Source organism: Alteromonas sp. AWQ4_252, from assembly GCF_056158205.1.
In genome coordinates this window covers 3,951,580-3,966,464 of the sequence record NZ_JBSWSV010000001.1, presented here as the reverse complement: position 1 = coordinate 3,966,464, position 14,885 = coordinate 3,951,580, and the positions used below count along the sequence as shown (strand labels likewise).

The 14,885-nt window shown below is 45.4% G+C and carries 13 protein-coding genes; 9 read left to right on the top strand and 4 right to left on the bottom strand.

Annotation, left to right across the window (positions count from 1 at the left end; genetic code table 11):
• Positions 1–113: 113 nt before the first annotated feature.
• The gene (rtcA, locus tag ACXACM_RS17385) at positions 114–1,151 is read right to left on the bottom strand and encodes an RNA 3'-terminal phosphate cyclase (RefSeq protein ID WP_474823323.1); all 1,038 of its coding nucleotides are present in this window, start codon (positions 1,149–1,151) and stop codon (positions 114–116) included.
• A gap of 3 nt (positions 1,152–1,154) precedes the next feature.
• Positions 1,155–2,381 (bottom strand): RtcB family protein, encoded by a 1,227-nt coding sequence (locus ACXACM_RS17380; protein WP_474823322.1) that lies wholly within the window; start codon positions 2,379–2,381, stop codon positions 1,155–1,157.
• A 371-nt stretch (positions 2,382–2,752) separates the two neighbouring features.
• Here ACXACM_RS17380 and rtcR point away from each other — a divergent pair, with 371 nt between their 5' ends.
• The 6 genes from rtcR (at position 2,753) to ACXACM_RS17350 (ending at position 7,385) form a co-directional block, all read left to right on the top strand.
• Positions 2,753–4,351 (top strand): RNA repair transcriptional activator RtcR, encoded by a 1,599-nt coding sequence (rtcR, locus tag ACXACM_RS17375; protein ID WP_474823321.1) that lies wholly within the window; start codon positions 2,753–2,755, stop codon positions 4,349–4,351.
• Between the two features lie 71 nt (positions 4,352–4,422).
• A complete protein-coding gene (locus ACXACM_RS17370; protein ID WP_474823319.1) occupies positions 4,423–4,869 on the top strand; it encodes a hypothetical protein in 447 nt (148 codons plus the stop codon).
• A 75-nt stretch (positions 4,870–4,944) separates the two neighbouring features.
• Positions 4,945–5,130, top strand: coding sequence for a hypothetical protein (locus ACXACM_RS17365; RefSeq protein WP_474823318.1), 186 nt, complete (start codon positions 4,945–4,947; stop codon positions 5,128–5,130).
• 108 nt (positions 5,131–5,238) lie between these two features.
• Complete coding sequence (locus ACXACM_RS17360; protein WP_474823317.1) at positions 5,239–6,078, top strand: alpha/beta hydrolase; 840 nt, start codon at positions 5,239–5,241, stop codon at positions 6,076–6,078.
• 177 nt (positions 6,079–6,255) lie between these two features.
• The gene (locus tag ACXACM_RS17355) at positions 6,256–6,561 is read left to right on the top strand and encodes a hypothetical protein (RefSeq protein WP_474823315.1); all 306 of its coding nucleotides are present in this window, start codon (positions 6,256–6,258) and stop codon (positions 6,559–6,561) included.
• A 119-nt stretch (positions 6,562–6,680) separates the two neighbouring features.
• Positions 6,681–7,385 carry a hypothetical protein gene (locus tag ACXACM_RS17350; protein ID WP_474823314.1) on the top strand — a complete coding sequence of 235 codons (705 nt, stop codon included), beginning with the start codon at positions 6,681–6,683 and terminating at the stop codon, positions 7,383–7,385.
• A gap of 149 nt (positions 7,386–7,534) precedes the next feature.
• Here the strand turns inward: ACXACM_RS17350 and ACXACM_RS17345 are convergent, their stop codons facing one another.
• Entirely contained in the window at positions 7,535–10,201 is a 2,667-nt protein-coding gene (locus ACXACM_RS17345; RefSeq protein WP_474823313.1) for a DUF2339 domain-containing protein, read from the bottom strand.
• 248 nt (positions 10,202–10,449) lie between these two features.
• The gene (gene exaC, locus ACXACM_RS17340) at positions 10,450–11,970 is read right to left on the bottom strand and encodes an acetaldehyde dehydrogenase ExaC (RefSeq protein WP_474823311.1); all 1,521 of its coding nucleotides are present in this window, start codon (positions 11,968–11,970) and stop codon (positions 10,450–10,452) included.
• 134 nt (positions 11,971–12,104) lie between these two features.
• Here exaC and ACXACM_RS17335 point away from each other — a divergent pair, with 134 nt between their 5' ends.
• The 3 genes from ACXACM_RS17335 (at position 12,105) to ACXACM_RS17325 (ending at position 14,875) form a co-directional block, all read left to right on the top strand.
• Positions 12,105–13,010 (top strand): helix-turn-helix domain-containing protein, encoded by a 906-nt coding sequence (locus ACXACM_RS17335; protein ID WP_474823310.1) that lies wholly within the window; start codon positions 12,105–12,107, stop codon positions 13,008–13,010.
• Between the two features lie 204 nt (positions 13,011–13,214).
• Entirely contained in the window at positions 13,215–13,898 is a 684-nt protein-coding gene (locus tag ACXACM_RS17330; protein WP_474823309.1) for a hypothetical protein, read from the top strand.
• 80 nt (positions 13,899–13,978) lie between these two features.
• Positions 13,979–14,875, top strand: coding sequence for a surface lipoprotein assembly modifier (locus ACXACM_RS17325; RefSeq protein WP_474823308.1), 897 nt, complete (start codon positions 13,979–13,981; stop codon positions 14,873–14,875).
• Positions 14,876–14,885: the final 10 nt, after the last annotated feature.

Genomic DNA, 14,885 nt, shown 5'->3' with positions numbered 1-14,885 from the left:
CTTGCCCGCTGGGCGCAATGGAGGAAGCGATAATTGGCTTGTTCATCTAACACCATTAAACAGCGCGGCTGATCGACATGTTTGGCGCTAATTTTTAAAGGTACTCATAGAAATTAACTGCCTACAGTTATTTTCCAGCACACGTCATTCAACTGTTCCACTGCAATGTCGATATTCAAAAAAAGCTGGAACACCTCGATATTCGTGACTGTGTGTAGTGTTGGTTTAGTGGTTGTGAAATTTCCGCCGCCAGTCAACAGCATGGGAATGAGTAACTGGTCAGCAAGCTGCTCTTCCACCGTCGCTTGCGAATGAACAAACTTCCTAACACGACCAGCACATCGCTTAGCGACACGCTCTGCGGAAACTCCCATTTCACCTACCACTTCAAAAACACTGGTGTGCGTTTGGCTGGATATTCGCAATTGAAGGCTGTTACCAGGCCCGGGTGAGTTAACTTCAATGACTTCACTGGCGGCGTCATGCCAGTTCAGTAGTGCTTTCGCTGTCTTAATTTCTCGTTCGCCAATGGAGCGGGGAAGCTGACTTACTAAAGCTTCTAGCCTGCAGTTTTCTGGCGCTGCAACATAGTTGCTGGTAGCTTCTGCTAGTTCGATTCTACTCAGGTTTTTAGCCGGGTTGATGAGGATTTTCCACTTGCCGCCTCCTGCGGGATAAAACCCAAGTGCTGACCGTTCGACCTGGCACTGTATACCCATCTTTTGTAACAGCGGCAAATAGGATTGCTCAAAGAAACACAGCGACGGCGACATACCGTTATGGGTGCCGCCCTCAAAGATCACACTTGAGCCTTTATTAGCCAACGCCAATACCGGTAAAATGGTTTGACAGACCAGCACCGTGCTACCGGCCGTTCCAATTACAAAATGATAGTCGCCGGGTACAATCTCTCCGGGTGAAAACCTTATCCGCCCGGCACCTAACTCCACACCCTCGGTAGTCGCGCCGCATATTGTTTGCGCCGCTAACACTGAGGTGAGATGCTGGCGCAATAACCCTGGTTTCTTTCGGTTTGCCCGAATATTTATTACTTCTATTGGCTGCTTAGTGAGGATAGACAAGGTTAGGGCTGTCCTTAACACTTGTCCGCCTCCTTCTCCTTGCGCACCATCAACAATCAAATACGTCATCGTTTATCCTTTTACACACACTACCTGTTTTAAGGTGTAAACCACTTCAACCAGGTCTTTTTGAGCATCCATCACTTTATCAATATCCTTATATGCGTGGGGAATTTCATCAATAACTGATTCATCCTTGCGGCATTCCACGCCTTGAGTGGCTTCTATTTGATCCTTGATGTTGTACACTTTTTTCGCCTTCGTTCTGGACATTACACGTCCGGCGCCATGACTACAGCTGTTAAAGCTTTCCGGGTTGCCTAAGCCGCGAACAATAAAAGAACGCGCGCCCATGCTGCCTGGAATGATCCCCATTTCACCTTTTTCCGCCCGCACAGCGCCTTTGCGTGTTACAAAGCAATCTTTGCCAAAATGCCGCTCTCGGGAAATGTAGTTATGGTGGCAGTTCACTGCGAGTTCTGCTGTCGAAAAGGTCGTAGGGATCTGTTTTCTCAATGCGGCAATCGCATTAATCATCATGATCTCACGGTTTTTCGCTGCATAGTCTTGTGCCCATTCCACAGCTTCAACATAGTCATCAAAATACTCACTCCCTTCTTCCAGATACGCCAGGTCTTTGTCGGGCAGATTAATCTGATGACGTTGCATTTCTTTTTTCGCCAGTTCAATGAAATAGGTGCCAATACGGTTACCAACGCCACGACTACCAGAGTGAAGCATTATCCATACTGCGCCGTTTTCATCTAAACACAGCTCAAGAAAATGGTTACCTGTTCCCATTGTGCCTAAATGGTTTACGTGGTTACTCTTTTTAATCGCAGGGTGTTTTTCGCAAATGCGTTCAAATCGAGCCTCCAGTTTTTTCCACTCAGCGGCAACCACATCGGGAATGTTATGCCAAGCGCCTCTGTCTCCAACGCCTCTTTTTCCTCCTGTACGGCCGTGAGGAACCGCAGCTTCAAAAGCATGCCTGATCCCAGACAAATTATCCGGTAGCTGGCTTGCCGATAAAGTGGTTTTTGTGGCCACCATGCCACAGCCAATGTCTACACCCACTGCCGCCGGAATAACCGCGTCTACCGAGGGAATAACACTGCCTATGGTCGCCCCTTTGCCCATATGCACATCGGGCATCACGGCAATGTGAGAATGCACCAGTGGCATACTGGCGATATTGTTTAACTGTTCCTGAGCTTTGTCTTCAAACGGAACACCTTTGGTCCACGCTTTTATGGTTGCCCGTCCTTCGCTTTTGATAACGTTGTAGTTACTACACATTATTTCCTCCTTAACTTCTTTTTGTTTTGCTCGCTTTATCGATGCGGGATTTCAATAGCGGACTGCGACACCTTTTCCGTCGCAGTCCTTTCCGTTTCCTGTTTTTTACTACGCGGTTCTCTATGCGATTTTCACCACGCCATTCATCAGACCTTCGAGGCCACCATACACCGTCAGGTTGCCAATTTTGTCTGACATTCTTTATCTATCAATCCATGTGCCAATCTTGTTTTTTTCTATCATGTTTTTTAAGTTGCTGTATTTTAAGTGTAAAAAACCCGGCTTTGATTTTTTTGGGGTCTTTGAATAGTTGACCTGAAATTAAATTGGTATTTAAATAGATATGGTTTTATCTATATGGATATGCGTAAATGAAGCGTACAGTGGCTGTTGGCTTAATTGGAACCCAGCTTGATCAGATAGGAAAGCGGGTAGATCGCTGGGCCAAATGGCGGCCAAATGTCAGCTTATGTAGCCAGGATGATTTGATAATACATCAACTGCACATGCTGCATGATAACCACAGTACTCGTTTAGCGAGTAACGTAGCGGCTGATATTGAAAGTGTGTCACCGGAAACCAATGTGGTTTTGCACAATGTGAATTTTACCAATCCATGGGATTTCGAAGAAGTTTATTCAAAGCTATACGACTGGTGTCATCAACAAGTCTTTGATACCGATCACAATGATTACCTTTTCCATATTACAACGGGTACACACGTTGTTCAGATATGTAGTTTCTTGCTAACGGAAAGCGGTCATTTTCCGGGACGACTAATACAAACCTCACCTGACAGAGGCAACACTAATAAAGCCATGGGTAAAGTTCAGATCATTGATTTAGACTTGTCCAAGTATGACCAACTCGCCACACGTTTTGATCGGGAGCATTTAGAAGGTAAAGAATTTCTTAAGGCCGGTATTCAAACCAAGAATACAGGGTTTAACCGTTTAATTACCCAGATTGAAAAGGTAGCGATTCGTTCTCGCGATCCCATGCTGCTGACTGGCCCAACGGGAGCAGGGAAGAGTCAATTAGCATCACGTGTGTTTCTGTTAAAGAAGAAACGGGCCATGCTAAAAGGTGAATTCGTTTCAGTAAACTGCGCCACGCTAAAAGGCGAAAACGCCATGGCGGCGCTGTTCGGCCATACCAAGGGGGCTTTTACCGGAGCACAGAAAGAGCGTAGTGGTTACCTGATGACCGCTAACAAAGGCATGTTATTTCTGGATGAGATTGGTGAGCTGGGATTAGAAGAACAAGCCATGTTACTTCATGCTATAGAGAATAAAACCTTTCATCCGGTAGGAAGCGACCAAACCGTCAGCAGTGATTTTCAGTTGATTGCGGGCACCAATAAAGATCTCAAATCAGAAGTGGAACATGGCCGTTTCAGAGAGGATCTGCTCGCAAGGATTAACTTGTGGACTTATGAACTTCCTGCGTTAAAAGACAGGCGGGAAGACATCCCGGCGAACATTGATTATGAAGTGAGTCTGTATGAACAAAAAACAGGTCAGCGAATTCAGTTTAACAAAGAGGCGCGGGTAACATTTGAACAATTCGCGACATCAGCAACAGCCATTTGGTCTGGAAACTTTCGGGATTTAAGCTCAGCGATTACGCGATTATGCACTCTGGCGGATTCATCCCGGATATCAGTTGATGATGTAAAGGATGAAATGGAACGTCTTAAGTACGCGTGGCAAACATCTGAACAATCACCTTCCGTTTCAGTATTACAAAAGTACCTTTCAAAAACAGACATACAGCAGATGGATCATTTCGACGCATATCAACTCAACTATGTGTTACAAGTTTGCAGCCAACACCGAAGTATGGCCTCGGCCGGTAGGGAATTGTTTCATGTCAGTCGTACCAAAAAGGCGCAAACTAACGATTCAACAAGGCTACAAAAATACCTTCATAAGTTTGGCCTGAGTTGGTCGCAGATTGTGGAACGATGATTTTGTGGTATCACACGTCACTAAATGTTGTTAGATTTCCCTGTGCGACGCAACTCTACAAGGAATAGTTTGTGCGACTTACTTTAACACAGTCTCGATTTCAGAATATTTTCAATCGATTTTATGTAAATTTACACTATTACTTCTGGGTTATAGTGCCAACACTGGTCTTTTCTGTGTTGTTGGAGAAAGAGATAAATTGGCTCTCTATTCAAACCATGCTGCTTTTGGGGTTTGTGTTTATATGCTTCGTTTCTATCTGGCTAGTCGTTTTTAATGGAGGAGAGAACGCTGTCATTGAATACAAATTGGAAGTGGATGATGATGGGCTTACTTACATCAGATACGGCTCTAAACTTCAGATTAAGTGGTGTGATTTCGAAGCACTCCAAATTAAAAACATGTGGCCGAGAATGATTTCACTCAAGAGTAAAAGAGGGAAAGCAATTGAGTTTTGCTACTACACCTTTTCAAGTGAACAAAGGCGTAAACTGTTTGAAGTATTATCAAAGACGTAGTACAAAAAAGGCAACTGTGTGCTTGCTGCTTTGATCTTCATCATTGGGTGTTTGCTAGTAATAGTTAACGTCGTTATGAGCCTGTTACCAGCCGCTGAAATTAACATGGACACTGGTGAGAAATATATCGCCTCCGGTGGCTATGGCATGGCGCTTGTTGGGGGTGTTGCTATTTTTACATCTCTGTTGGTTCTTGGTCTATCTGGTATCTTTGCTGCTATTGTCAATTGGGATCACCGCAAGTCGTCGGTCATGCAGTAACATAGTATATAATCATAAGTCATGAAACCGTTGATGTTGTTATGGAGCAGTGCGCGTTACTCGTGCCTGGCGATAGGCGTGTTTTGCACATCAAGGAAGGTAGGTGGAATGAATAAATTACTCACAGTAATTATTACTATGCTCATGGCGGCGAGCGCAGTTGCATCAGAAGTCATCGAAATCGGGGTCTCAACCTCAATAAAATCCGACATCATGGAAGAAGAACGGCCGTATATGGTTTATTTACCGCCGTCTTACCATACTGGCACAAACACATACCCGGTTATTTATTTGCTCGATGGAGACATTCATCGTTTTAAAGGTTTTGTTGGATTACTGGAATCGTTAAGTACCGAAACGTCGGAAAGACAGGTGCAAGAAGCCATTGTCGTTGCTATTCCCAATACAAATCGTTCCAGAGATTTGACGCCATCCGTTCTGCCAGAATGGACATTCAAAGGCCGTAAACTCGATACGTTTTCACAAACGGGAAACGCTTTACAGTATCACGACTTTATCACCCAAGAATTAATACCGGAAATCAACCTAACTTACAGAACATCTGATAAGCGGTTGCTGGTAGGCGAGTCTTTCGGCGGCTTGTTTGCAGCGAACGTAATTTTGCATTCTCCGTCTTCATTTACCGGTTACCTAATCATTGATCCAACCGCACTTTGGGATAACGATTACCTCAATCGCACGTACAATAATCAACCTAAGCCACTAGAGTTCAGTGCTCATGTGTATTTTGCTTTTGCAAATAATTCGCACCTTGGAGAAATAGGTAAGACAAACTACCAGTGGGGGTCTTCATTTGCGACTTCTGTCATTAATGATGCTCAGAACGTGGCGATCCAGCAGTATTTTGAGGAAGAAACCCATGGAACCGTTGCTTTCATGGCATGGTATAAAGGTTTAAAGGTACTTTTGCCAAACGCCAGGGAATAATAATGCACTCTGCTAGCATTAAAAGTAGTATTGGGTTGGGCATATCGACGGTGTATTGTTGTGGTACGTGTCGGGTGAAATGAATTGGATAGAATTTCGCAATGCTCGCAGTGAATCTGGATTAATTAATAAGAGGGTCGTTAGACCTGGGTGTTATAGGCGTAGGAGGTTTTATACATGGAGAGCTCTATTCCCCTGATTATTCTCTCTGCACTTGTTTTTGTTCAAATTAAAAAGTTCAAAGACATGTGTAGACATTTGTCTGCAGCCTATCCGGAGGAATGGGAAAAATTATCCCGAAATGCTATGGGCGGCTCTAAGTGGTCTGTTACCAATGCAAATTTAAGTGAGTCTCTTAAAACCGGGTTCTTTTCGACGGTAGCTGATGAGAAAATTGCTAAATTCGAAAAGTTTAAATCAGTAAATATCTACCTGATGGGCGCTTTGGTCATTTTACAGATTGCTATTACATTTTTGGATTAAGAATCGCCTAACAGGTTAATCGATATGGACAGAAAATAGTTGGCTGTTTTCGTGGCTCAACAGCTAAGCCTCAATAGAGCGGCGTTTAGTCTTTTACCGAGGCGACAACGGGGATTCCTATGACAGTTGATGTAAAAGATTTATACGGTCTATTTTCTAAAGCCGTTAGACAGCTTGATTTTTTTAAAACGTGGAAAAAATCTGGCACTAGAAAATTTGTCAAAAAAAGTGATGGTTACATAGCGGAAGTTTCACTGGAACAAAAATTTGGTTCATCCGAAAAGTGTAGATTCATCTCTTTAGACATTGCTTTGCGAGTTGAATCAAGGATTGAACCAGTTCTATGTAGTTACGGACGCGAGAGAAAACCTGGTGAGTTACTGTATAAGTTTACTGCACGAACTGGTAGAGGCGTTGGTCGGCCAATTGTTCGCGCCGATAGAGTGTGGAAAATAGCAGGTAGTGAGGAAAAAGCGAGATTCGAAGATGAGGTTAGGAAAACACTAGCCACCGACGTTGTCAACTTCCTCAATAATCACAAGTGTCTGGAAGATTTTTTGGCACCAATTCAGAGCATTTTCGATTTTCATGACTCACTGGCTTTTCACCTAAGAATTAAAGGCGTGGAAAAAACTAAGGTATTATTGGGTGCATATTTAAAAAGTGCTCCAGAAAATAGACCAAGACAGGAATTAATCGACTGGTGTAAAAAGTACAGTTTACTGTCTGAATCAGATGCAAAAGCGCTTTCTATTGCCATACAACAAGTTACGGAACGTTATGCGAGTGAGATGCAGAGGATTGGGCAGCAAGTCGCCGACTAATTTAAAGGAGAATTTAAGTTGGTCTGATTTCATCTGACGGTAAACAGCTATTCATGCCAAACACCGTTTTAAAAACGCTATATCTGGTCGCATCATCATGGGTTTCAAGTTGTAGGGCGACACCTCTACAACAACATCCGACATTCGTTCTAGCGCTCTTCTTTTGGCACGCTATGCAGCCGTTGGTACAACCAGCCAATACCCACTAGCGAGAGGCCCAAACCAATAAACGAGATGGCCCGGTATAAGCCTTCCAGGTTTGACATATCCACCAAAAAGGCTTTGAACAGAACAATAGCCAGCAATACGAAGCCTGCTCGTCCAATATTGTTGTATTGCTTTAACTGTCCGGCAAAAATCATTAGCGAAGCAATTACCAGCCACACCAGTGAATAAGTGTAGAGCTCTGATTGTTCAACATTGTCGTTGAACACTAAAGCGTTGGGGTGGTAGATACCGCGAATAAATCCGCTGATGTACAGAAAACACAAAGCGCCCGCCAGGGAAAAGCAAGCAGTGTGAAAACGCTGTGGGACAAGGTTGAGTTTAGCCAGTGCGGCCAGGACGACTGCAGGGAATGCCCATTGTACTAACAGCCAATTGAATATAACGCCATCTCCTGTAGGCTGAAGAGATAAGAACGGGTTATTTGCCAGTGAGATGTCAAGATGGAGCAGCCAGGCCCCGCAGCCAAGGGCAATGGCAAAACCTTTGTACCATTTCTCAAGGGAGGAATATTTTGCTCTGTACAGATAGACCCCAGATAATACTAACCAGTTAAATGCTAATAACGCGGAGGCTTTGTATCCCATGGAAATACTGGGGTATTCTCCTAAAAGCAAGTAGCTGGTTTCCGTTGTGGTGAGAAGTGCAACGATATGCACGCCCGCGCCCTCTAGCCACTGTTTTACTTCAGTCACAGGGTTGTGCCTTCGGGCAAACCAGAATATTCCCAGTACAATGGGGTAAATCACAATACTCCAGTGAATACCAATGATCTGCTCGTTGGTGTAATCACTGAGCCACGGCGCAAAAGTAAGCCGACTGGTAATACACACCAAGGCCACTTTATAGAGCCATGTGGGCAGAACAACTTTGTACTTTTTACTTAAAAAGCTCATGGCTGCCACTTGTACGCTTAGCGCTAAGGTAAGCACCGCAGCGTCTAACAGCATGGTTAAGGTGAGAGTTACACAAGCGTTTGCCAACAAGGCGTAAGTAAGACGGTTCACAGAAACATTGGAGCGACCAATCGCCACAACGCTCACGATAGCAACAAGGCTTAGCTCGCCAGCCCAAACCGGATAAAGGTGAGGGGTTACCTCATTCGGAGAAAGCGCGTAACTTACGCCGAGTAACGCTACGGGGCTTACTATTAGTAAAAGCATGAAGGCCGGACGTTGAGTTAGGGCGATCATAGTAACGCTGTATGCCAACGCAACAAGCGTAGCAAGCTGAACAAACAGATAGTTTCCACTGAATAGTAAACTTAGCTCGTCGACGTGCAGGTTTTTAGGGAATAAAAAATAGCTGTAAAGGGCGAATGCCAGTGCTATGTATGGCCAGCTATCTAGCGCGCTATAACGATAAGCTGCGCCGAGTAATACTGCCGCCAAAGCGATGTTGGCAATAACTATGTGGCTGGTGCTGTCAAAAGTGAAAATACTCAGCCCGAGGATAATAACAGACAATATAACGCCAAGGTGTTCTTTGCGGGGCATGAGCAGTTGTGCGGTAGTAAGTGGCGCCGACATGGTGTTGAGCAGTCGCCATCCTGCGATATCGCTAAGTACAAACAGATAGATGCTGAATAAGGAAAATATTAATAAGGCGCTGAAATCGCTACTGGAGGCAAAGGTAAGAGAGATACCAAACCAACCAAAATGCGCCGCTAGTGCCAGCCACCATAACCAGGATTGGCGAACAGCTTGCGACAACCACACCGCTGAGGTTGATATTACTACAGTGTAAATTAAAAGCGCTGCAACATTATTACTTCCGGTGGAAACCAGTACAGGTACTGCATATGCGCCGATGACGCCAATCCAGGCAAGCAAAGGGCCGAACCTGAAGGCCAGTGAGCTTGCAGCAAGGGCAACCGCAGCTAAAACCAGAAAGGCGGCCTGCGGGGAAAGAAAATGGTAAAAGTCGAAGGCGACCAGCACAATGGCATAGCAAGTCACTACGCCGCCGCTGGCTATGGACGCACTGATATAAGGGGTGTTGATATTAAAACGTTTTTTGTTTCTGGCAAGGTAATCGGCTGCCACAATTAAAAGCACCCCAAAAGTGCCACCTGCGATAATGCGCACAATGGGTGGCAACAAGCCTGCCTCAATAGCATACCTGGCAAGGAAAACACCACCGATGGCTAAAATAAGCCCGCCCAACCATAACAGGCCGTTTGCGCGGATAAATTCGGTCAAAGAATCGGCAAACGACGGGACTAATGCCTCTTGTGATCTAGCTGTCGAAGGAGAGGGCGCAGAGGCCGGCGTTTTTGTTTTCGATATTGGGGTGGCAGAAAGTTTCGCAGCAGTACTTGATGCATCATGTTTGGCTGCCACGGGAGCGGCGTTATGTGTGTCTGACTTGTCATTCGCTGCGGAAACATCTGGCGTGGATGACGATGGCGAAGGGGGTTTAACGGCAACAGAGGTTTTTAACGCCGTCAGCTGTTTTTCTAACCATTCCTGGTGCTTCCTAAGCTGAGCAATTTCCTTTGAAAGCCGGCTTATTTTACCGTTGTGTGCATACGCCATAACAACGCCAATAAACACGAACAAGAAGAATACGAGCCCAACAAAAACTTCCACTGCAATCCCTCGCAAACGTAAATTAATGTTATTTATAGCATAATTGTTGTGCGTAGAGATAGAAAGTATTTGGTTATGAGTAATAGGTTGGCTTGTACCGGTTAGACGTCCAATTAGCTAAAAGGCAGGAAGGAGCGCTATTAGAATGAATGTTACTTCTATTGGCGACTATCTTAAAAAGGGTTCTTAGACTTTTATACATCATAAGAACCCGTAGCTGGTGGATATAAAACTAAATTATTTCGACTTTAAAAAAAGCCCAGCGGATTGATATCGTAACTCACTAACAGATTCTTGGTTTGTTGATAGTGCTCAAGCGCTAGTTTATGCGTTTCTCTTCCTACGCCAGACTTTTTGTAACCGCCAAAAGCGGCGTGGGCCGGATACATGTGATAACAGTTTGTCCATACCCGTCCTGCTTGAATACCCCGGCCCATGCGATATGCCACATTCATATCCCTCGTCCAGACGCCTGCACCTAACCCAAATTCAGTACTGTTTGCCAGTGTGAGAGCATCTTCTTCAGAGCTAAATTTGCTTACAGAGATCACAGGTCCAAAAATCTCTTCTTGAAAAACACGCATGTTATTATGACCTTCCAATAAGGTAGGCTTAATGAAGTATCCTGATGAAAAGCCACCTTCCATAGCTTCTGCCTCCCCACCAAGTAGAACTTTGGCGCCTTCTTCTTTACCAACTGCAATGTAACCCATAATCCGGTCAAATTGCTCTTGGGATACTTGTGCACCTACCATGGTTTCTGTGTCGAGGGGATTGCCGCGGGTTATTGCCTGGCTGCGGGCTATTACTTTCTCGATAAACTTATCGTAAATACTCTCTTGAACAAATAATCTTGAAGGGCACGTACAGACTTCGCCTTGGTTAAAGTAGGCCAGAACCGCTCCTTCTACACATTTGCTTAAGTACTCGTCTTCGTGTTCCATAACGTCAGCGAAATAGATATTGGGAGATTTGCCGCCCAGCTCGACAGTGGAGGGTATGATATTTTCAGCAGCACATTTGAGTATGTGTGACCCGACTGGCGTCGATCCAGTAAACGCGATTTTAGCGATGCGAGCACTGGTAGCTAACGCATTACCAGCTTTCTCTCCGATCCCGTTCACCACGTTAACAACACCTGCAGGCAATAAGTCACCAATGAGTTCCATTAGCACCAATATTGATGCCGGTGTTTGTTCGGCAGGCTTCAATACCACGCAATTACCTGCAGCCAAAGCAGGGGCAAGTTTCCATGCAGCCATAAGAATTGGGAAGTTCCACGGAATTATCTGGCCAACTACGCCAAGGGGCTCATGAAAGTGATAACTCACTGTATGTTCATCAAGATCTGCTGCACTTCCTTCTTGGGCGCGAATGCAACCTGCAAAATATCGAAAATGGTCTGCGGCAAGGGGAATATCTGCTGCCAGAGTTTCTCGAATGGCTTTGCCGTTGTCCCATGTTTCAGCCACGGCCAGCACTTCAAGGTTTTGTTCAATGGTGTCAGCAATTTTTAACAGTGTGTTGGAACGCTCGGTAACACTGGCTCTACCCCATGCATCTTTCGCTTTATGCGCAGCGTCCAGTGCCAGGTTGATATCGCGCTCGTCAGAATCTGGTATTTCACAAAAAATTTCGCCAGTGACGGGGGTTTTATTGGGCATGTAGTTACCTGAGCAAGGCTCTACCCATTGACCTCCAATATAATTTTGGTAGCGTGATTTAAATGTCATCAGTGCGTCGCGGGTACCTGGAGCTGAATAGATCATATACACCTTCCTTTTCGTTGTTTTGTGTTATATAAATTCACTAATAATTCACAATAAAATAACGCTTGTTCGGTAATAGCGCTGTTCTGGCGGTTCAGATAAGTGTTGTGTGAGTTCAGGATAGGACGCGAGAGATGATTCACAATAATGTTTCGACGGTGTTCCCTGATGTGCTAGTGGAACACAAGATTAGCTTTGCCGCAGAAAATGCAGAATTGAGCATTTACGATACGTATCAACATGCAGAAGGGGTAGGGCTGCAATCAGATCAGTTAATGTTTTGCGGAATGGTGTCGGGCAAAAAAATCATGCACACACCTGGTGAAACAATATGCCAGCCATTTCTTCCTCACGAATCATTCGTACTTGCGCCCAACAAACCTGTAAACATAGATTTCCCGGATGCTCAAATGAATGAGCCCACACGATGTCTGGCCATCGAAATAGCACCTGCACGTATAAAGGCGGTGGAAGAGCAACTTAATCATTGCGCGCCTTTGCAAAAAGAGTTGGGGGAATGGCGCTACCGTCAGGACTACCTTCATACCCACCATACCACTCAGACACAGCAATTGCTCAATCGCATCGTTGATATCTTTACAGAAAACCATCCGGATAGAGGGTTGATGATTGATCTCGCCATTACCGAGCTATCTGCCCGCTTACTCAGACATCAAACCAGAGAATTTATCGTCGGATATTGTGATGTCGATCCGCAAAAAAATGCACTGATAGCTGTAACGAGTCATATTCTAAAGCAGCTTAGCGAACCTCTGGATATAGACTCATTAGCACGTGAAGCGTGTATGTGCAGAACTAAATTTTTCGAGGTGTTCAGACAACACTTTGGTTGCACACCAATAGTATTTCAGCAACAAGAAAGGCTGAAGAAGGCGGCAAAACTATTGATGCAGGGTAAACAGGTGACAGAAACCTGCTTCGATGTGGGGTTTACCAATGCAAGTCACTTTAGTGCTGCATTTAAGCGCTTTTATGGTGTTACACCAACACAATTCAAATTAAAGCAGGGTATGAACTAGCCCACTTAAATTATGCAATAAAGCCAGGTTTACTAACAACTCAAAGGATTTAATCTAACTTACCAGGAAGGCTTTAATAGCGAGGGATGTCACGCTGTGTGTCTGCTCCTTTTTCTCATATTCTGCATTTTTTCACCTTAGATGGAATAAACCACAAGGCTTCTCCGTTAACTCAATGTCAATGTGACACAAATGGAGATGATTATGAAAACTTTTACTTTTACTTCACTGATCCTGGCAATGGGTTTGGCACACAGTGTAGCGCAGGCACAGTCTGTTGAATCTAACGTTACGTTTAACCAATCTACCGCCACTGACGCGCAGACGTCAGCAAGTACCGACCCAACTACGGCTTCGTCTGTAACACTGTCATTCGCAAACCAGTCTAATGTGCAGGCAAGCAGCGATGCCAATGAGCAAGTAGCAGACGATTCAGCGGTTCAATCAGAGGAAGCAACGACTGAGGTAGCAGAATCTGCAGAAGGCACGGCAGAACAATCAACAGAAATGGTGAGCGAGTCAGAAGATCTTATGGCTGAATCCGGACAACAGGCAACCGCGACCGCTAAGACCGCGCTTGAACAAAGTACTGGTATTGTGACGGACTTGCCGGTTGCGGAGCTGTCTCAGTCAGTTCAGGGTAGCCTGCAAGGAAGTCTGAATGCGGTGGCGGATGCTGCTTCGGTTGAACAGGTGGTGTCGTCTGCCGTGTCAGCCACTGTTGCTCAAAATGTGTCTACCAGTGCGGTAACGCAAGTTAACGATACCGTAAACAGCACAGTCACTAACAGCGTTTCCAGTGCTGTTGATGAAGCGTTAGAAGGCGCAGTATCCAGCACAGTAAACAATACCGTGGCTGCAAATATCAGCTCGATTCTGGGCAATTAATCACATCGATATGCAGAGGGAAGGCATATGCCTTCTCTTTACTGTTTGTGCAACAAACCGATAATTGAAAGGGTCTTTTGATGAAAACGACACTGATTTTTGCTGCCATGACTGCCGTGAGCGTACCGGCTGTTGCGACGGTAACCTACAAAGGGGAGTTACAGGCTGGTGCGCAATACGACTCGAATGTCACAGTGACAGAGCTGGATCGTGCCAGTAATCAATCCGATTATGCGGGTTACCTGAAAGGAAAACTCACCGTAGATTGGCAGGCTACGGACGTATTGTCATTCAACGCTGGCGTGAACCATCAGCGCACGCAATATCAGGATGCAACCGACTTCAACCTGGCAATTACTACCTGGAATGTGGGCGCAGGCTTAAAAACCCGTGTGGGTAAGTGGGGCGTGCATAGTTACCTGGCCGATGCGGCACTGGACGGCAATGACTTCATGCGTTATCAGCAGTCTGGTGTGAGTTGGCAAAACAGCATTAGCGCGAAAACCTATTTACACATAAGTGCTGACTATCTTCAAAAGCGCTTTGACACTTTGCCTGAACGCGACGCCAACGGCGGGCAACTGACAACACAATGGTTTTATTTGCCAGACTTGGATGGGCAGATGATTAACGTGGGTTATACCTACCAGTATGAGGATGCCGACATCGACAGACTCGACTATGCTGGTCATGCCGGCCAGCTTAGCTGGACGTATCCCACACAATGGTGGGGCACGACGGCGTCACTGAAGGCACAATATCAGTTTGCTTATCGGGACTATCGAGAGGCTGAGGCCTTTTTGTCGGTAACCCAGCGCACTGATCGCCAGCATACCCTTGGCGTAAGCGCGAGCTATCAGTTTTCGAAGTATGTCGCTTTCGATATTGGTGCGAAATACGCCGACTATCAGTCAAACCTGTCGATAGCTGACTACCAGGAGAACCAGGCGAACGTGGGCGTCACTGCTAAATTTTAGCCAAGGCGTC

Coding starts and splice junctions, on each gene's coding strand:
- ACXACM_RS17360 (WP_474823317.1), top strand. CDS start 5,239: ATGAATAAATTACTCACAGTAATTATTACTATGCTCATGGCGGCGAGC.
- exaC (WP_474823311.1), bottom strand. CDS start 11,970: ATGATCTATTCAGCTCCAGGTACCCGCGACGCACTGATGACATTTAAA.
- ACXACM_RS17380 (WP_474823322.1), bottom strand. CDS start 2,381: ATGTGTAGTAACTACAACGTTATCAAAAGCGAAGGACGGGCAACCATA.
- rtcR (WP_474823321.1), top strand. CDS start 2,753: ATGAAGCGTACAGTGGCTGTTGGCTTAATTGGAACCCAGCTTGATCAG.
- ACXACM_RS17350 (WP_474823314.1), top strand. CDS start 6,681: ATGACAGTTGATGTAAAAGATTTATACGGTCTATTTTCTAAAGCCGTT.
- rtcA (WP_474823323.1), bottom strand. CDS start 1,151: ATGACGTATTTGATTGTTGATGGTGCGCAAGGAGAAGGAGGCGGACAA.
- ACXACM_RS17330 (WP_474823309.1), top strand. CDS start 13,215: ATGAAAACTTTTACTTTTACTTCACTGATCCTGGCAATGGGTTTGGCA.
- ACXACM_RS17335 (WP_474823310.1), top strand. CDS start 12,105: ATGATTCACAATAATGTTTCGACGGTGTTCCCTGATGTGCTAGTGGAA.
- ACXACM_RS17325 (WP_474823308.1), top strand. CDS start 13,979: ATGAAAACGACACTGATTTTTGCTGCCATGACTGCCGTGAGCGTACCG.
- ACXACM_RS17355 (WP_474823315.1), top strand. CDS start 6,256: ATGGAGAGCTCTATTCCCCTGATTATTCTCTCTGCACTTGTTTTTGTT.
- ACXACM_RS17365 (WP_474823318.1), top strand. CDS start 4,945: ATGAGCCTGTTACCAGCCGCTGAAATTAACATGGACACTGGTGAGAAA.